Below are 19010 nucleotides of genomic sequence, written 5' to 3' on the forward strand. Positions count from 1 at the left end.
CCCTTTTGAGACCCCATAGGGCGGTGGGCCCACGCCGGCAGGGTTCCCTGGCCGAGCTTGCGAGGCGAGAGGGCGGGGCTGGAGCAGTCGATGGGTTAAAGGGAATGGTCCCCCACCTTGCGGTGCGGGACCATTCCTTGGGAAGGCTATAACGGCCGTATAGGCCCACCCTGCCCGTTAGCGGAAGTCGCTGCCGAGATCGTAGTCATCCAGCGGGATGGCGTGGAACTCAGGAGCCCCGTCGCCGCCCAGCGTGTCGTAGGAGAAGTCACTGAATGCGCTGGGGCCGGTGAACAGGTTGGCCTTTGCTTCTTCAGTGGGTTCCACAGTGACCTCGGTGTAGCGCGGGAGACCCGTGCCGGCCGGGATGAGCTTACCGATGATGACGTTTTCCTTGAGGCCGAGCAGCGGATCGCTCTTGCCTTCCATGGCCGCCTGCGTCAGGACGCGGGTGGTTTCCTGGAAGGAAGCTGCGGACAGCCAGGACTCGGTCGCCAGGGACGCCTTGGTGATGCCCATGAGCTCGGGACGGCCGGAGGCCGGCGTCTTGCCCTCGGACACAACGCGGCGGTTGGCGTCTTCGAAACGGCTGCGTTCGGCGAGCTCGCCGGGCAGCAGATCCGATTCGCCGGACTCGATGACCGTGACGCGGCGCAGCATCTGGCGGACGATAACCTCGACGTGCTTGTCGTGGATACCGATGCCCTGGCTGCGGTACACGCCCTGGACTTCGTCCACCAGGAACTTCTGCGCGGCACGGGGGCCCATGATGCGCAGAACCTGCTTGGGGTCGACCGGGCCGTTGATCAGCTTCTGGCCGACGCTGACGTGATCGCCATCTTCGATGAGGAGACGTGAACGGCGCAGCACCGGGTAAGCGATCTCTTCAGATCCGTCATCCGGGGTGATGACCAGGCGCATCTGGCGCTCGGACTCTTCGATGGTGATGCGGCCGGCTGCTTCAGCAATCGGTGCGACACCCTTCGGAGTACGGGCTTCGAAGAGCTCCTGGATACGGGGCAGACCCTGGGTGATGTCGTCGCCGCCACTGGCGGAAACAGCACCACCGGTGTGGAACGTACGCATGGTCAGCTGGGTGCCCGGCTCACCGATGGACTGCGCGGCAATGATGCCCACGGCCTCACCGATGTCGACGGTCTTGCCAGTGGCCAGCGAACGGCCGTAGCACAGGGCGCAGGTGCCGACACTGGACTCACAGGTGAGTACGGAGCGGACCTTGACCTCGGTGATGCCGGCTGCGAACAGTTCGGCAATGACGACGTCGCCGCAGTCGGTGCCGGCCGCGGCCAGGACCTTGCCCTTGGAATCGACGACGTCGACGGCCAAGGTGCGGGCGTAGGCGCTGTTCTCGACGTTCTCGTCCAGGACGAGTACGCCGTTGGCGTCCGCCACCGCGATGGCGGTCATCAGGCCGCGCTCGGTACCGCAGTCCTCTTCGCGGACAATGACGTCCTGCGAAACGTCCACCAGACGACGGGTCAGGTAACCCGAGTTGGCGGTACGCAGGGCGGTGTCAGCCAGACCCTTACGGGCACCGTGCGTGGCGATGAAGTATTCCAGCACCGAGAGGCCCTCACGGTAGGAGGACTTGATCGGACGCGGGATGATTTCACCCTTAGGGTTGGCCACCAGGCCACGGATACCCGCGATCTGACGGACCTGCATCCAGTTACCACGTGCGCCGGAGGACACCATGCGGTTGATGGTGTTCATCGGGGACAGGCTGTCACGCATCGCCTGGGCGATCTCGTTGGTTGCCTTGTTCCAGATCTCGATCAGTTCCTGGCGACGCTCGTCGTCGTCGATCAGGCCCTTGTCGTACTGGCCCTGGATCTTGGCGGCCATGGTCTCGTAACCGGCGAGGATCCGCGGCTTGTCCGTGGGTACCTCGATGTCGGAGATGGCAACGGTGACGCCGGACCGGGTGGCCCAGTAGAAACCGGCATCCTTCAGGTTGTCCAGCGTTGCCGCCGTGATCACCTTCGGGTAGCGCTCGGCGAGGTCGTTGACGATCCGGGACAGCTCGCCCTTGTCGGCAACATCCTCAACCCACGGGTAGTCCGCGGGCAGCGTCTGGTTGAAGATGACCTGGCCTAGGGAGGTCTCGACCAATGCGGTCTGACCGGGCTCCCAGCCCTCCGGGGCTTCCCAGCCGGCGTAGGGCACGAAGTCCTCGAGCCGGATCTTGACCTTGGAGTTCAGGTGCAGCTCGTGAAGGTCGTAGGCCATGATGGCTTCCGCGACCGAGGAGAAGATCCGGCCTTCGCCAGCTGAACCGACACGCTTGGTGGTCAGGTGGTAAAGACCGATGATCATATCCTGCGACGGCAGGGTCACCGGGCGGCCGTCGGACGGCTTCAGGATGTTGTTCGAGGACAGCATCAGGATGCGGGCCTCGGCCTGGGCTTCGGGGCTCAGCGGCAGGTGGACTGCCATCTGGTCGCCGTCGAAGTCGGCGTTGAAGGCGCCACAAACCAGCGGGTGCAGCTGGATTGCCTTGCCTTCAACGAGCTGCGGCTCGAACGCCTGGATGCCGAGGCGGTGCAGGGTAGGTGCACGGTTCAGCAGCACCGGGTGCTCGGTGATGATCTCTTCGAGGACGTCCCAGACCTGCGGACGGTAACGCTCCACCATGCGCTTGGCCGACTTGATGTTCTGGGCGTGGTTGAGGTCAACCAGGCGCTTCATCACGAACGGCTTGAAGAGCTCCAGGGCCATCTGCTTCGGCAGACCACACTGGTGCAGCTTCAGCTGCGGGCCGACGACGATGACCGAACGGCCGGAGTAGTCGACGCGCTTGCCAAGGAGGTTCTGGCGGAAACGGCCCTGCTTGCCCTTGAGCATGTCGCTCAGGGACTTCAGCGGACGGTTGCCCGGTCCGGTGACCGGACGGCCGCGGCGGCCGTTGTCGAAGAGGCTGTCAACAGCTTCCTGAAGCATGCGCTTCTCGTTGTTGACGATGATCTCCGGAGCACCGAGATCAAGCAGGCGCTTGAGGCGGTTGTTGCGGTTGATCACGCGGCGGTAGAGGTCGTTGAGGTCGGAGGTCGCGAAGCGGCCACCGTCCAGCTGGACCATCGGGCGCAGTTCCGGCGGGATCACCGGGACGGCGTCCAGCACCATGCCGAGCGGGCTGTTGTTGGTCGTCAGGAACGCGTTGACCACCTTGAGCCGCTTCAGGGCGCGGGTCTTGCGCTGGCCCTTGCCGTTGGCGATGATGTCGCGCAGCATGTCCGACTCGGCTTGCATGTCGAAGTTCTCAAGACGCTTCTTGATGGCCTCGGCACCCATGGAGCCTTCGAAGTACATGCCGTAGCGGTCGCGCAGTTCGCGGTACAGGCCTTCGTCACCTTCGAGGTCAGCGACCTTGAGGTTCTTGAAGCGGTCCCAGACCTGCTCGAGGCGCTCGATTTCGGCGTCGGCACGCTTGCGGACGTTCGCCATCTGGCGGTCAGCGGAGTCGCGGGCCTTCTTCTTGTCGGCAGCCTTGGCGCCTTCGCCTTCGAGACGGGCGAGCTCGTTCTCAAGGTCGCGGGCGATCGTGGCGATGTCGGAGTCGCGGTTGTCGATCAGCTGCTTCTTCTCGATGTCGTGCTCAACCTGGAGGTTGGGCAGTTCTTCGTGGCGGCTGTCGGCGTCGACGCTCGTGATCATGTAGGCGGCGAAGTAGATGACCTTTTCGAGGTCCTTCGGTGCCAGGTCAAGGAGGTAGCCCAGGCGGGAGGGAACACCCTTGAAGTACCAGATGTGCGTGACCGGGGCGGCGAGCTCGATGTGGCCCATGCGCTCACGGCGGACCTTGGCGCGGGTGACCTCAACGCCACACCGCTCGCAGATGATGCCCTTGAAGCGCACGCGCTTGTACTTACCGCAGTAGCATTCCCAGTCGCGGGACGGGCCGAAGATCTTCTCGCAGAAGAGGCCGTCCTTCTCGGGCTTGAGCGTGCGGTAGTTGATGGTTTCCGGCTTCTTAACCTCGCCGTACGACCAGCCACGGATGTCTTCCGCGGTGGCGAGGCCGATCTGCATGAGGCCGAAGGAGGATTCGCTGGACATATGGTCCCTGTTCTCTCTTGTTCTCTAAATTCTGAAGTCTTGGGTTACGGGAAGAGGGAGGTGGTGCCTGGGAAAAGACAGCGCGGCGGGACCGCTTGCTTTTCCCAGGACACCCCCTGCTAAACCTCTTCTACGGAACTGGGCTCTGCACGAGACAGATCGATGCCCAGTTCTTCCGCAGCCGTGAAGACTGCGTCATCAGAGTCACGCATTTCAATTGTGGTTCCGTCCGTGGAAAGCACTTCCACGTTCAGGCACAGCGACTGCATTTCCTTGATCAAGACCTTGAAGGACTCAGGAACGCCCGGCTCGGGGATGTTCTCGCCCTTGACGATGGCTTCGTAGACCTTCACGCGACCGTGGATATCATCCGACTTGATCGTCAGCAGTTCCTGGAGCGTGTAAGCGGCGCCGTAAGCCTCGAGCGCCCACACTTCCATTTCACCGAAGCGCTGGCCACCGAACTGCGCCTTACCACCCAGCGGCTGCTGCGTGATCATGGAGTACGGACCGGTGGAGCGGGCGTGGATCTTGTCGTCCACCAGGTGGTGGAGCTTCAGGATGTACATGTAGCCGACCGAGATCGGATCCGGGAACGGCTCGCCGGAGCGGCCGTCGAACAGACGGGTCTTGCCGGAGGAGTTGATCAGGCGGTCGCCGTCGCGGGTGACGTTGGTGGAATCGAGCAGGCCCGTGATTTCCTCTTCACGCGCACCGTCGAAGACCGGCGTCGCCACAGTGGTCTGGCCACTCTCGCGCGGCAGGTTCGGCAGCTGCTTGACCCACTCGGGCTCACCCTCGATCTTCCAACCGGTCTTGGCAACCCAGCCGAGGTGCGTTTCCAGCACCTGGCCGACGTTCATACGGCCCGGAACACCCAGCGGGTTCAGGACGATATCAACGGGGGTACCGTCGGCAAGGAAGGGCATGTCCTCGATCGGGAGGATCTTGGAGATAACACCCTTGTTGCCGTGACGGCCGGCGAGCTTGTCGCCGTCGGTGATCTTGCGCTTGGCCGCCACGTACACGCGCACCAGCTGGTTGACGCCCGGGGGCAGCTCGTCATCGTTGTCGCGATCGAAGACGCGGACACCGATCACGGTGCCGGACTCGCCGTGAGGCACCTTCAGGGAGGTGTCACGCACTTCGCGGGACTTCTCACCAAAGATGGCCCGCAGCAGGCGCTCTTCCGGGGTCAGCTCGGTCTCGCCCTTAGGGGTGACCTTACCGACCAGGATGTCGCCGGCCTCAACCTCGGCACCAATGTGGATGATGCCGCGCTCGTCCAGGCCTGCCAGGACTTCCTCAGACACGTTGGGGATGTCACGGGTGATTTCCTCGGCACCAAGCTTGGTGTCGCGGGCATCGATCTCGTGCTCCTCGATGTGGATGGAGGACAGGACGTCCTCGGCCACGATGCGCTGGGACAGGATGATGGCATCCTCGAAGTTGTGGCCTTCCCATGACATGAATGCCACGAGCAGGTTCTTACCGAGGGCGAGCTCGCCCTGGTCCGTTGCCGGGCCGTCAGCGATGATGCCGCCGACCTCCAGGCGCTGGCCTTCGTTCACCAGGACACGGTTGTTGTAGCAGTTGCCCTGGTTGGAGCGCGCGAACTTGTTGATGCGGTAGTTGGTTTCCGTACCGTCATCGTTGAGCATGATGACCAGCTCAGCGGAGACCTCGGTGACCACACCGGCCTTCTTGGCGATGGTGACGTCACCGGCGTCGACAGCTGCGGCGCGTTCCATGCCGGTACCGACGAACGGCGCCTCGGAACGGACCAGCGGCACGGCCTGGCGCTGCATGTTGGCACCCATGAGTGCACGGTTGGCATCGTCATGCTCGAGGAACGGGATCAGGGCGGTAGCCACGGACACCATCTGGCGCGGTGAAACGTCCATGAACTCGACGTCGGCGGCGGGAACCAGCACGGGCTCGCCTCCACCACCGCGGGCACGGACCAGGACGGTCTCTTCCGCGAACTTCTTGTTCGCATCGAGCGGGGCGTTGGCCTGAGCGATCAGGACCTCGGCTTCGTCGTCGGCAGTGAGGTACTTGACCTCATCGGAGACGACACCCTCGGCGACCAGGCGGTACGGGGTCTCGATGAAACCGAACGGGTTGATGCGTCCGTAGGAAGCCAGCGAACCGATCAGGCCAATGTTCGGGCCTTCAGGAGTTTCGATGGGGCACATACGTCCGTAGTGGGACGGGTGCACGTCACGAACTTCCATGCCGGCACGGTCACGGGACAGACCACCCGGGCCAAGCGCGGACAGGCGGCGCTTGTGGGTCAGACCCGAGAGCGGGTTGTTCTGGTCCATGAACTGGGACAGCTGGGAAGTTCCGAAGAACTCCTTGATGGCTGCCACGACGGGACGGATGTTGATCAGGGTCTGCGGCGTGATGGCCTCGACGTCCTGGGTCGTCATGCGTTCGCGGACAACGCGCTCCATGCGGGACAGGCCGGTGCGGACCTGGTTCTCGATGAGCTCGCCGACGGCGCGGATGCGACGGTTGCCGAAGTGGTCGATGTCATCGATTTCGACGCGGAGTTCGTGGTCCTGGCCGTCGCGCTTGCCCGTGAGGGTCTTCTCGCCGGCGTGCAGGGCAACCAGGAACTTGATCATGGCCACGATGTCTTCAACGTGCAGGACCGAGGCTTCCTTGTCGCCAAGGGAGCGGTCGATGCCAAGCTTGCGGTTGATCTTGTAACGGCCAACCTTGGCCAGATCGTAGCGCTTGGAGTTGAAGTACAGGTTGTCCAGCAGGGACTGGGCAGCCTCAACCGTGGGCGGCTCGCCCGGTCGCAGCTTCCGGTAGATGTCCAGCAACGCGTCTTCGCGGGTCTCTGTGGCGTCCTTCTCCAGCGTTGCGCGCATGGAGTCGTACTGGCCGAATTCCTCGAGGATCTGGCCTTCGGTCCAGCCGAGGGCCTTCAGCAGCACGGTGACGGACTGCTTGCGCTTGCGGTCAAGACGGACGCCGACCTGGTCGCGCTTGTCGATTTCAAGTTCGAACCAGGCGCCGCGGGACGGGATGATCTTCGCGGTGAAGATGTCCTTGTCGCTGGTCTTGTCGGCGGTGCGCTCAAAGTAGGCGCCCGGCGAGCGGACGAGCTGGGAGACGACGACACGCTCGGTGCCGTTGACGACGAAGGTGCCCTTCTCGGTCATCAGCGGGAAGTCACCCATGAACACGGTCTGCTGCTTGATTTCGCCCGTGTTGTTGTTCATGAACTCGGCCTTGACGTACAGCGGAGCCGAGTACGTTGCGTCCCGGTCCTTGCACTCGGCCATGGTGTATTTGGGGTCAGCGAACTCCGGCTCGGAGAAGCTCAGGGACATGGTGCCCTGGAAGTCTTCGATCGGGGAGATCTCTTCGAAGATGTCGGACAGACCCGAGGAGGTGGCGACGCTGAGGTCGCCTTCTTCGACGGCCTTCGCAACGCGCGCCTGCCAGCGTTCGTTTCCGACCAGCCAGTCAAAGCTGTCGGTTTGCAGGGCGAGCAGATTCGGAACATCAAGAGGTTCGTGAATCTTTGCGAATGAGAGCCGGCGGGTTGCACCGTCGGTGCTGTCGGCATTGATAGCGGTAGCGTTGTTTACATTAGAGGTGCTCGAGGCGACCAAGAGGGATCCTTCCACAGACCTTCAGGCGTTGTCAGATCTCCCCCGTTATGCACTCTGCAGAATGACTCCGCAGCGCTACCAATCCGGTTCCGCTATATGACCCGGGACCCGTGCTGTCCATGCTGGTGCACGTTGTAGACGGCACATTGATGGAACAGCTGTCAGGCTAAGCCCACCGCTATATGAAGGCTGAAGGTAAACAGGGAAGACGCAAATATCTACAATACGGCAAAGCAACCTACTTGTCTACCCCACTTCCGGCAGGATTGCAAGCACGAAGTTCTGGCGAAGTTTTGACGGGGTCTTGCCGGAGTTTTGGCGGAGGGCCCACCGGGCCGCCCAGAGACTGGGTCGAATGGATAGGTGACGGGGCTCACGATAACGTAGACATAAGTCGTCGTAGATCGGAAGAAAACACCATGAGCAATCCCGCAGACAACAACGATGTTGTCATCCTCGCAGCCGCCCGCACCCCCCAGGGACGCCTGAACGGGCAGCTGGCCAGCTTCACCGCCGTCGAACTCGGCACCCACGCCATCCGGGCCGCCCTTGCCGCCAGCGGCGTCAAAGCCGACCAGGTGGACAGCGTGATCATGGGCCAAGTCCTGCAGGCCGGAGCCGGCCAGAACCCGGCGCGCCAGAGCGCCATCGGGGCCGGCATCGGCTGGAACGTTCCCACGGTAACCATCAACAAGGTCTGCCTCTCCGGCCTCACCGCAGTGATCGACGCCGCCCGGATGATCCGCAGCGGCGACGCGACGGTGGTGGTCGCCGGCGGCCAGGAGTCCATGACCCGTGCGCCCCACGTGCTGCCCGGTTCCCGGCAGGGCTGGGCGTACGGCACGGTCCAGGCCCTCGACGTGGCCGCGCACGACGGTCTGACTGACGCCTTCGACGGGCAGTCCATGGGACTGTCGACCGAGAGCAAGAACCTGACCCTCGGCATCGACCGGGCGTCCCAGGACAACGTGGCGGCCCAGTCGCACCAGCGTGCCGCCCGGGCCGCCAAGGACGGCGTCTTCGACGGCGAGATCGCCGCGATGAGCGTCAAGCAGCGCAAGGGCGATCCGATCGCCATCACCTCCGACGAGGGCATCCGGCCGGACACGACAGTCGAATCGCTGGCCGGCCTGCGCGCGGCGTTCGTCACGGACGGAACCATCACGGCGGGCAACTCCTCTCCCCTGTCCGACGGCGCCGCCGCCCTGGTGCTGACCAGCCGGAAGTTCGCCGAAGACAACGGCCTCGAGTACCTCGCGGTGGTGGGCAAGCCGGGCCAGGTCGCCGGGCCGGACAACTCGCTGCACTCCCAGCCGTCGAACGCCATCAAGAACGCCCTGGACAAGGCCGGCTGGTCCGCCGCGGACCTCGACTTCATCGAAATCAACGAGGCCTTCGGCTCCGTCGCGGTGCAGTCCCTGAAGGACCTCGACTATCCGCTGGAGCAGTGCAACATCCATGGCGGTGCCATCGCCCTGGGCCACCCGATCGGGGCCTCCGGCGCCCGGCTGGCCCTGCACGCAGCCCACGAACTCAAACGCCGGGGCACCGGCAAGGCGGCCGTGTCCCTGTGCGGCGGCGGCGGACAGGGCGAGGCGCTGCTGCTCTACCGCGACTGAACCGGCGAACCGGGAACCCGGAGAAACGGATAGCCGGAGAAACGGATATTCGGGGAACCGGGTGACCGACCCAGAACCGGGAACAGCCACGACGAGTCAGGGAAAGGTTTGACGGGGATGACGGAGCAGGGAACAACCAGCGGCGGCCGCGAGCGGTTCCTGGCCGACGCCGCGGCCCGCGGCCTGGACGTCGAGATCGTGGAACGCCTCGCCGCCCGCAGCCTTGAGGAGGCGGCCGGAATCCTCGGGATCCAGCCCGCGGACATCGTGAAGTCGCTCGTGGTCAAGCACAAGGACGGCAGTTTCCTGTTCGCCCTGGTCCCGGGCGACCGTCAGATCTCCTGGCCCAAGCTTCGGGCGCTGGTGGGCGTCAACAAGCTCTCGCTGCCAGCGGCGGATACCGCCTTCGAGGCCACCGGGTACGAGCGCGGGACCATCACGCCGCTCGGCAGCACCCGCCCTTGGCCGGTCTACGCCGACCAGACCATCGCGGGCCGGCGGATCTCCATGGGCGCCGGGGAACACGGCTACAGCGCATTTGTGGACGCGGACGCCCTGACGGCGGCCCTCGGCGCCGTCGTCGCCGACATCACCGAACCGAACTAGCCCGCTCGGGTTAACAGCAATGCGGGGTCGCTTCCGGCCCATCCCGACAGCGGGGATGGACCCGGAAGTGGCCCCGCGTTGTTGTTTGCCCGCGTTGTTTGTCCTGGTTGGCTGCCCGCGTTGTTGTTGGAGCCGGGATTAGGCGGTGACCGTCAGCGGCGCCCCGTTGACGGTGAGCCGCCAGTTGGCCTGGCTGAACACCTCGACGTCCAGGGTGCCGCGGTCAACGACGTAGTCGATGATGCGCTGGCGGATCTCCTGCTGGCTGTTCGAGAGCACGGGCGCGCTCTTCACGGCCGGGAAGTTGCCGCCGCCGCTCTGCCGGTAGTTGTTGATGGCCAAGGCGAATTCCTGCTCCGGCTGCAGCGCCTTGCCGCCGTAGCTGAGCTTGGCGATCCGGTCCCCCGCCGGCCGGGCGAGGTCGATCTCATAGTTCAGCGGCGCATCGAGCCCGTAGACGACGTCGTAGTTATAGTCGGGCGTGCCGTTCGGGGCCGTGGCCGTCACGGCGTTCGTGACGTCCTGGGCCCTGGCCGTGGTGGCGGTGACCGGCTTGAAGTACTGCGCGGACCACTCCAGGTATGCCTTGACCTGCGCTCCGGTGACCTTGACGGCGAGCAGCGTGTTGTCGAAGATGTACAGCCCCGCGACATCGCGGATGGTGAGCGGTCCGGCCTTGACGTCCACAGCACGGGAAAAAGCCGCCGCAATGGACAAGACCGGCAGCCCTGCCGCGGGAGTGCTGGCTAGCTCGGCCTTGATGGTGCTGGCCTGGACATAGTTGATGGCGTCGATAGCGGCGGAGTCCTCCCAGCAGGCGGTCGCCGTGCTGAGCGGCGCCGTGGAGGTCCCGATGACCTCGTTGACGTAGTTCACCGTGGCCTCGTGCCCGGCCTGGACGGCCCGGACGACGGCGGGATCGGCGTCGACGGTCTTGGCGTCCAGCAGCAGCGAATGCGCCGCGGTCACGGTCCACTGCCCCTTTTCCTTGACGAGCTCGAGGTCCATGACGGACACGCGCATGCCCCACTTGAGCGGCTCGGTCAGAAGCACCTGCTTGCCCGTGGCCTTGTTCGTGACGAAGCGCTCGGGGATCTCCAGGTGGGCGTGCCCGACCAGGATGGCGTCGATGCCCGGGACTTCCTCGGCGAGCTGGGTGGACGCGTTCTCGGGGAAAGGCAGGGCGTCGCCGTAGGAGGATCCGGGAGTCGCCCCCGAATGGCTCGTGACGATTACGACGTCGGCCCCGGCGGCCAACACCAGCGGGATGACGGTCCTGGCCTCTTCGACGATGCCGTTGAAATCGAGCTTGCCCTGGACGTTGTCCCGGTCCCAGAGCGCGCAGCCCGGCGTCACCAGGCCGACCAGGCCGACCGTCAGCCAGCCGCTCTCCGTCTTGATCCGCTTCAGGACGTAGGGCGTGAAGGCACGCCCGCCGGTCACGGCGTCGTGGACGTTGGCGCCCAGCAGCGGGAAGTCCAGTTGCCGCTCCCAAGTGCGCAGGAGCTCGATGCCGTAGTTGAACTCGTGGTTGCCCAGCCCCACGGCGTCGTAGCCGATGGTGTTCATGGCCAGTGCCATGGGGTGTTTTACCGTTGCCGAGATGGGGTTGATCTTGGCGAAGTAGTAGGCCAGGGGCGTGCCCTGGATGGTGTCCCCGGCGTCGATGGTCAGCGTGTTGGCCGCGCCGCGCTCGGCCCGCATGGCGTTGATCAGGGTCGCGGCCTGGGCAATCCCGATCTTGTTCCCGGCCCCGTCGGCATAGGGGACGTTCTTGAAGTAGTCCCAGTTGAAGACGTTGTTGTGCAGATCCGTGGTGCCGAGCACCGTCAGGGTGAACTTTTTCTTGCCGCTGGCCTTGCCGGGGCCGGCCTGCGCCGCCGGGGCTCCGGCCAGCGCGGCGGCGGCTGCGCCCCCGCCCACGAGGGCTGCCGCGAGCATGGCGCGGCGGGAGGGGGAAGTGTTTGGGTCCGTCATTGTGGGTGAACTCCTGAACGTTGGGGGCCGGTGGGCACAAATCCAAAGTCTAGGGTCGCGCCATCAACTGCGACAGGGGTATCAGAAAAACTTTGCCGAATCCTTGGGTGCCGTTCACCGGCGCCCGCGGGCATTCGGTTTCCGGCCCGCGGGGAGGCCCGGGAACGCAGGAAACCCCGCCCACCTGAGTGGACGGGGTTTCCTTCGAGCAGTGCGGATCGCGATGGATCCGGACGGCGGGAGTTACTTGAGGGTAACGCGGGCGCCAGCTTCTTCGAGCTGAGCCTTTGCCTTCTCGGCAGCTTCCTTGGTGGCGCCTTCGAGAACAGCCTTGGGTGCGCTGTCAACCAGGTCCTTGGCTTCCTTGAGGCCCAGGGAGGTGATGGCGCGAACTTCCTTGATCACTGCGATCTTCTTGTCGCCAGCAGCTTCGAGGATGACGTCGAAGTCAGTCTTCTCTTCGGCTTCTTCAGCAGCGGCGGCCGGGCCGGCAACGGCAACGGCAGCAGCAGTAACTTCGAAGGTCTCTTCGAAGAGCTTGACGAACTCGGAGAGCTCGATGATGGTCAGTTCCTTGAAAGCTTCAATGAGCTCTTCGTTGGTGAGCTTCGCCATGGTGTGGCGTCCTTCCTATAGTGGTGCGCGGCGGCCCTGAGGCTCGCTGTTGCACCGGAGTCTTATGGAGAAGAGGACTAGTTCTCTTCGGGGGCTGCGGCTTCGGCCGGTGCTTCGGCCTCGGCTACTGCATCTGCTGCGGGAGCTTCTTCAGCGGCGGGTGCTTCGGCTGCTGCCGGTGCACCGTTCTCTTCTTCAAGCTTGAGGCGCAGTGCGTCGATGATGCGTACAGCAGCGGCAGCAGGAGCCTTGAGGATGCCTGCAACCTTAGCGAGCTGCAGCTCGCGGGACTCGAGTGCTGCCAGGGCAGCAACTTCGCTGGCGTTCAGAGCCTTGCCCTCGAAGTAACCGGTCTTGATGACCAGCTGCTTGTTAGCCTTGGCAAAATCCGTCAGGCTCTTGGCAGCGGCAACTGCGTCACCCTTGATGAACGCGATTGCAGTGGGGCCGGCGAGCTGATTGTCGAATGCTTCGACACCAGCTTCCTTAGCTGCAATAGCGGTCAGGGTGTTCTTGACGACCGAGAACTTGGTGTCCTGGCCGAGAGAGACACGCAGCTGCTTGAGCTGTGCAACGGTGAGCCCACGGTATTCGGTCAGGACAGCGGCGTTCGATTCCTTGAAATCGTTAGTGATCTCAGCTACTGCTGAAACCTTGCTAGGCGTTGCCATAACCCTCCTTCCGGGGATAGTGCCGGTGTGTCCGGGTCCCCGCTCAAAAAGAGCTAAAACTAAAAAACGCCCCGCGCAGATGCACGGGGCTTGTCTCGACGCGGTCCATGACCGCGGAGCTTTGCTTCGTTCACCTGCGCCGGCCGCCCTATGTTCAGGGTCCTTCGTCCGGAAATCCACTGCGCTCTCCCGGCGCGACTGCAGAAGTGAGTCTTGCTTGGGAGAGTGGATTTCCAACAACCGACGGTCTTTGGTCCTCCAAGCTTACGGGACGCGGCTCGCGTGTTCCAAATCGGGCCGCGAGGACCGGCTCAGCGCGCCGTCCGCCTGCGGCCTCAGCTGACGGCAGGCCCGAAGTTGGGGAGTTCTTTCTGCCAGAGACCCGTCACGCCCGCCGTCGTGAATCCGAGCTGCTGGTTGACCTTGAGGAGGTAGCGGTTCTCCGGGGCGTTCCACGTGTACAGGACCCGGGCGTCCGGGAACTGTTCGCTCAGCCGTTCCATGTTGGCGACCTTGATCAGCAGCCCGAGTTTGTTGCCGCGGTGTTCCTGCAGCACCACAGTGTCGTCCTGGAAGACGACGTCCGGGCGCAGGGCCAGGACACTGATGGTGGTCAGGCCCACGAGCGTTCCGCTGGCGATGTGCTCGACGGCGGTGACCACCGTCCGGCGGCCCTGGGCAATGGTGACCTCCTCCGCCTCGCGGAGGATGCCGCCGTCGAACACCATTTCCTGGGCATCGGGCCCCGGCACTTCGTCCTCGCCTGCCTGGTTCTCCAGGGCGGCGACGGCCTCCAGCCACTGGTCGGGGCACCGGTCCGTCCAGTGGTGCAGACGGTAGCGGCCGGCATTGGCTTCCTCGGCCTCGGCCTCGAGCTCGGCGACGAGTTTGGTGTCCAGCGGCAGCGCGCAGGAACTGAACTGTTCGATGTGCTGGAGGGTGTAGCCGGTGTGGCGGGCAAATTCGACGTCACGGCTTCCCAACGGAACAAACCCGACGCCGCTGCCGGGCACGAGCTGTTCGGCGTCCGGGTCCGTCAGGGTTGATCCCGGATGGTTGGTGTCGATCAGGATCGTGTGGCGGCCCTCGTCCCGTGCGAAGTGCTCCGCGGCCTCCAGCAGCTGCCTGCCCACGCCTTGGCGCCGGAACTCCGGAAGGATATCGAGCGTGAATTCGGCGAGGTCGAGGTTGTCCATGAGCGGCAGCGCGATGTCCGCCGTCCCGACAATCACGCCGTCGATCTTGGCCACCAGGATCACCTGGCGTTCGTACGGGTCCGCCATCTCCAGAAGCTTCTCCTGCGGCGCGTAGGCGAGGTCGTCAGTGCCCCAGGTCTGCATCCGGACCCGCCGCCCCACTTCGATGGCGGCGAGGAAGTCGGCGGCATCGGGCGCGTCAAGGGAATCGGGGATCCACACCTGCTCAATCCGTACTTCGTTTGCCATAGAGGGCATCATCCCAGCCGTTGTGCCACCCACCATCGGTACGGCCCGGCTCAAACCGGGCTTTCAACCGCCAGCATATGCTGGTTTGGACCGCTGTTCCATTGGTGACGCCGGGCAGTTTCTGCTCCATTCGGCGCCCGGCCGCCGCGGGCCGTCAGTTGCGGGTGTCGTCAGTTGCGGGTGCCGTCAGTTGCGGGTGCCGTCAGTTCACGGTGCCGTCACTGGCCGTGGTCCGCTGCCACTCGCCGTCGTAGCCCGCCGGCCTGAACCCCAGCGCGATGTTGATGCCGAGCATGTGATCGTTTTCGGCGGCGTTGTAGGTCAGCACGCGCCGCACCGCGGGGTGAGCCTCACCCAGCAGCCGCAGGTTGAGGATCTTGATCAGCATGCCGAGCCGGTGGCCGCGGTGGCTCGCCGCGACGAGGGTGTCGTCCTGGCTGGCCAGCCAGGGTTTGTCGGCCGTTGTCTGGAGGACCGTATACGCGGCCAGTTCACCGGTGCCCCGGTGCCGTGCCGCCACCACCAGGGCGGACTGGCCGGCCCGCCGCCAGGTGTCCTCGACGTGGCGGACCCGGGCGACGTCCCAGATTTCCGGCTCGTAGCTCAGGGCGCCCGTGGGAGCGTCCGTGCTCATGCGCGACATCAGCACCGCGAGCTCGGCGGCATGTTCCTCCGGGCATGCATCGGTCCAGTGCAGCAGCTCGTACGCCCCCGCCCTTGCCTGGGCGTCCCGTTCCAGGCTGTCGAAGTCCGCCTGGGGCGGGACGTCGAGCGAGCTAAACCGCTCGACTTGCTCCAGCCGGTAGCCGGCCTGTCCGGCGAAGCGGACGCCGCGTGCGCCCGCTGGCAGCGCGCCGGCCCCCGTGGCGGGCTTGACGATATTCGGGCCGTCGACGTCGAAATCAGCCGGGTGCTCCGTGAAGGTCTGCAGTATTGTCCGCCCGTCGGCGGCGGCCAGCGCTTCGGCGTGCTCCAGCAGGGCCCGGCCGATTCCTGCGCCGGCGAAGGAGTCCAGGACGCTCACGTGCAGGAGCGCACTGCCCAGATTCTCCTGCAATTCGCAGCGGAGCCAGGAGTTGGCCACCATGCGCCCGTCAACACGGACGAAGAAGAGCCGCGTGCGGGTGTAGACGGAGTCCCGCCAGTACTGAAGGCGTGCCGCCGGGGACATCGACCGGTCAAGGTTGCCCCAGGTCTGCAGGATGAGTTCATCGCAGAGCTCCATGAATTCCAGGAACTCCGCTGCGTCAGCATCAGCGGCATCAAGGCTTGCGGGCAGGGAGAGTTGCTCGATGAGGTACGACGGCGTAGTCACCGGGACAGCCTAACCGGCAAGACCGGCGGCTCCAAGGGTTCGGGACGCCGACGATGTCAGGCGCCGCAACGGCGAAAGGCCGCCCCGCGGTTGCGGGACGGCCTTTCGCTGGAGCTGGTGACGTCATTGAAGGCGACGCCGTGGATCCGGTGAGGACTAGACCTCGGTCAGGACCTTGGTGACGTTGGGGTCAACCGAGATGCCCGGGCCAAACGTGGTGGCGACGGTGGCCTTCTGGATGTAGCGGCCCTTGGAAGCGGACGGCTTGAGGCGAAGAACCTCTTCGAGTGCAGCCGCGTAGTTCTCGGCCAGCTTCAGGGCGTCGAAGGAAACCTTGCCGATGATGAAGTGCAGGTTCGAGTGCTTGTCGACGCGGAAGTCGATCTTGCCGCCCTTGATGTCGTTGACAGCCTTCGCGACGTCAGCGGTCACGGTGCCGGTCTTCGGGTTCGGCATCAGGTTACGCGGACCCAGGACCTTACCGAGGCGGCCAACCTTGCCCATGAGGTCAGGCGTGGCGACGGCGGCGTCGAAGTCGGTCCAGCCGCCGGCGATCTTTTCGATCAGGTCATCGGAACCAACGAAGTCGGCGCCGGCTGCGATTGCAGCCTCAGCCTTGTCGCCCGTTGCGAAGACGAGGACGCGGGCGGTCTTACCGGTGCCGTGGGGCAGGATAACGGTGCCGCGGACCATCTGGTCGGCCTTGCGAGGGTCAACGCCCAGACGGAAAGCGACCTCAACGGTGGCGTCGAACTTGGACGGGTTGGTGTCCTTGGCGAGCGTCACTGCCTCGAACGGCGCGTAGAACTTCTCCGCGTCGATCTTGGCCGCGGCTGCCTCATATGCTTTGCTGCGCTTTGCCATGCTGCTTATTTCTCCTTGTGCAGTTGTGGTCTGCGGACCGCGCTGGGCCCTGCCACAGGCGGTATTCCGGCTGGTTTATCTTCCGGAATTCCGCTTTTCATTGTTTAGGTGGTGCCGGCTGGCCGGCGGTGCTGACCGTCGTCGTGCTCGGTTTCCCGAACCCGGCGCATCAGCGGTCGGGAATTAACCCTCGACGGTGATACCCATGGAGCGGGCGGTGCCGGCGATGATCTTCGCTGCGCCTTCGAGGCTGGTGGCGTTGAGGTCTTCCATCTTGGTGGTGGCGATCTCGTTGACCTGGGCCTGGGTCAGCTTGGCAACCTTGACGGTGTGCGGGGTAGCTGAACCCTTGGCGACGCCTGCAGCCTTCTTGATGAGCTCTGCAGCCGGCGGGGTCTTGGTGATGAACGTGAAGGAACGGTCTTCGTAGACCGTGATCTCCACGGGGATAACGTTGCCGCGCTGGGCTTCCGTCGCAGCGTTGTACGCCTTGCAGAATTCCATGATGTTGACACCGTGCTGGCCAAGCGCAGGACCGATCGGCGGGGCCGGGTTAGCGGCACCTGCCTGGATCTGCAGCTTGATGAGGCCGGTGACCTTCTTCTTGGGAGCCAATGTAGGTCCTTCTCTCAAATACGTCCTGGGGCACAGGAGCGTGCCTCAGGTTGGTGGCCGCCATGGCAAGGCGGCCGGCCGCCCCATGGCTGCTAAGCGGGCAGCCCGGGGCGAATTCTTAGGGAACAGCTAGATCTTGCTGACCTGGTTGAACGCCAGGGTGACCGGAGTCTCGCGCTCGAAGATGGACACCAGCACCACGAGGGTCTGGGAATCGATCTTGATCTCGGAGATCGTCGCGGGGAGGGTCTCGAACGGGCCTTCCTTGACGATGACGGACTCGCCAACCTCGAAGTCGACGTCGACCTGGGCGGCGGCGTGCTTGACCGGCTTGCCCTTCTCGGCCTGCTCTTCTTCGAAGACCGGGGCGAGCATGGAGAAGACCTCATCAAGGCGCAGCGGGACCGGGTTGTGGGCGTTGCCCACGAAGCCGGTGACGCCGGGGGTGTGGCGGACGGCGCCCCAGGAAGCATCCGTCAGGTCCATGCGGACCAGGACGTAACCGGGGATGCGGACGCGGTTGATGACCTTGCGCTGAGCGTTCTTGATCTCAACGACTTCCTCCATCGGAACCTGGATTTCGAAGATGTAATCTTCCATGTCCAGAGTCTGGATGCGGGTCTCAAGGTTGGCCTTGACGCGGTTCTCGTAGCCGGCGTAGGAGTGGATGACGTACCAGTCACCTTCCTGGCGGCGCAGCTTGGCCTTGAACTCGTCGGCGGGGTCGACGTCGGCCTTGGCGGCCGCGGCAGCCAGCGCGTCTGCGTCAGTGTCCTCAGCGCCTTCAGCGTCGGTATCAACAGCGACGACGGCTTCGGCATCTGCTGCCTCTGCGTCTTCTGTAGCTACTTCTTCCGTGGCTTCGGCCTCGTCAGTGACGTCGGAATCGGGCGCAGCAGACGCAGCCTCGGACTCTTCCGCGGCTTCCACCGCGGCGCCCTGGCTCTTATCCAGCTCAGTCTCAGTTACCTCGAGCTCCTGCTCAGACACTTGGTCTCCTGCTTCCTCATTGCCTAACATGCCTATTTAAATGACTCAATTCCGCACACTCCGTGGAATCTCCGGTTTCCCGGGACATCCACGCAGTCTGCGGACCGGTCGCCTTAGCTGTCCGTGGGGCCGCTGCCGCCGAAGACCCAGCTGACCGCGGTCCCGAAGGCCAAGTCCAGCAGGGTGACGATCACCATCATGATGGTCACGAACACCAGCACGACGAGCGTGTAGTTGATCAGTTCTTTACGGGTCGGTGCGACGACCTTCTTCAGTTCGCCAATGACCTGGCGGATGAAGATCGCGATGCGAGCGAAGAAGCCGGGCTTGGCGGCATTCTTGGCGGGGCGGCCTTTGGAGCTGCTGGCAGCTGTTTCGGTCACCTGGTCCTCACTCATCCTCGCAATGATCGGATACCCGGCTCTGAACTGAACCATGGTTGCTGCGCTTGTTCCGGATGACCCGGAACAGCATGCGCAGGGCAGACAGGACTCGAACCTGCAACCTGCGGTTTTGGAGACCGCTGCGCTACCAATTGCGCCACTACCCTTCGGGGAGAAAATTCGCTCCGGCCGACGCGT

At 64.4% G+C, this 19010-nt stretch carries 13 protein-coding genes and 1 tRNA gene; 2 read left to right on the plus strand and 12 right to left on the minus strand.

What is annotated here, in order from left to right:
• Positions 1 to 177: 177 nt before the first annotated feature.
• The gene (locus M2428_RS12555) at positions 178 to 4077 is read right to left on the minus strand and encodes a DNA-directed RNA polymerase subunit beta' (protein ID WP_277526279.1); all 3900 of its coding nucleotides are present in this window, start codon (positions 4075 to 4077) and stop codon (positions 178 to 180) included.
• Positions 4078 to 4196: 119 nt separating this feature from the next.
• Positions 4197 to 7712 (minus strand): DNA-directed RNA polymerase subunit beta, encoded by a 3516-nt coding sequence (gene rpoB, locus M2428_RS12560; protein ID WP_277526280.1) that lies wholly within the window; start codon positions 7710 to 7712, stop codon positions 4197 to 4199.
• A 419-nt stretch (positions 7713 to 8131) separates the two neighbouring features.
• Between rpoB and M2428_RS12565 the strand changes: the two genes are divergently transcribed.
• Positions 8132 to 9331, plus strand: coding sequence for an acetyl-CoA C-acetyltransferase (locus M2428_RS12565; protein WP_277526281.1), 1200 nt, complete (start codon positions 8132 to 8134; stop codon positions 9329 to 9331).
• 117 nt (positions 9332 to 9448) lie between these two features.
• A complete protein-coding gene (locus M2428_RS12570; protein WP_277526283.1) occupies positions 9449 to 9937 on the plus strand; it encodes a YbaK/EbsC family protein in 489 nt (162 codons plus the stop codon).
• 138 nt (positions 9938 to 10075) lie between these two features.
• Here M2428_RS12570 and M2428_RS12575 read toward each other — a convergent pair whose 3' ends face one another.
• The 10 genes from M2428_RS12575 to M2428_RS12620 form a co-directional block, all read right to left on the minus strand.
• Positions 10076 to 11914, minus strand: coding sequence for a 5'-nucleotidase C-terminal domain-containing protein (locus M2428_RS12575; protein ID WP_277526284.1), 1839 nt, complete (start codon positions 11912 to 11914; stop codon positions 10076 to 10078).
• Positions 11915 to 12157: 243 nt separating this feature from the next.
• A complete protein-coding gene (rplL, locus tag M2428_RS12580) occupies positions 12158 to 12529 on the minus strand; it encodes a 50S ribosomal protein L7/L12 (RefSeq protein WP_028276543.1) in 372 nt (123 codons plus the stop codon).
• A gap of 77 nt (positions 12530 to 12606) precedes the next feature.
• The gene (gene rplJ / locus M2428_RS12585) at positions 12607 to 13200 is read right to left on the minus strand and encodes a 50S ribosomal protein L10 (protein WP_277526285.1); all 594 of its coding nucleotides are present in this window, start codon (positions 13198 to 13200) and stop codon (positions 12607 to 12609) included.
• Positions 13201 to 13535: 335 nt separating this feature from the next.
• Positions 13536 to 14645, minus strand: coding sequence for a GNAT family N-acetyltransferase (locus M2428_RS12590; protein ID WP_277526286.1), 1110 nt, complete (start codon positions 14643 to 14645; stop codon positions 13536 to 13538).
• 202 nt (positions 14646 to 14847) lie between these two features.
• Positions 14848 to 15960, minus strand: a complete 1113-nt coding sequence (locus tag M2428_RS12595) for a GNAT family N-acetyltransferase (RefSeq protein ID WP_277526287.1) — start codon at positions 15958 to 15960, stop codon at positions 14848 to 14850.
• A 156-nt stretch (positions 15961 to 16116) separates the two neighbouring features.
• On the minus strand, positions 16117 to 16824 hold the full coding sequence (gene rplA / locus M2428_RS12600; protein ID WP_277526288.1) for a 50S ribosomal protein L1: 708 nt from the start codon (positions 16822 to 16824) through the stop codon (positions 16117 to 16119).
• Positions 16825 to 17007: 183 nt separating this feature from the next.
• On the minus strand, positions 17008 to 17439 hold the full coding sequence (gene rplK, locus M2428_RS12605; protein ID WP_018773647.1) for a 50S ribosomal protein L11: 432 nt from the start codon (positions 17437 to 17439) through the stop codon (positions 17008 to 17010).
• Between the two features lie 129 nt (positions 17440 to 17568).
• Positions 17569 to 18429: a transcription termination/antitermination protein NusG gene (nusG, locus tag M2428_RS12610; RefSeq protein WP_277526289.1), complete on the minus strand. Its 861-nt coding sequence runs from the start codon at positions 18427 to 18429 to the stop codon at positions 17569 to 17571.
• A 113-nt stretch (positions 18430 to 18542) separates the two neighbouring features.
• The gene (gene secE / locus M2428_RS12615; RefSeq protein WP_028276538.1) at positions 18543 to 18827 is read right to left on the minus strand and encodes a preprotein translocase subunit SecE; all 285 of its coding nucleotides are present in this window, start codon (positions 18825 to 18827) and stop codon (positions 18543 to 18545) included.
• A 79-nt stretch (positions 18828 to 18906) separates the two neighbouring features.
• Positions 18907 to 18979: transfer RNA gene (locus M2428_RS12620), tRNA-Trp, on the minus strand.
• Between the last annotated feature and the right edge of the window lie 31 nt (positions 18980 to 19010).

This window comes from Arthrobacter sp. ES3-54 (assembly GCF_029504395.1).
Lineage (GTDB): Bacteria > Actinomycetota > Actinomycetes > Actinomycetales > Micrococcaceae > Arthrobacter.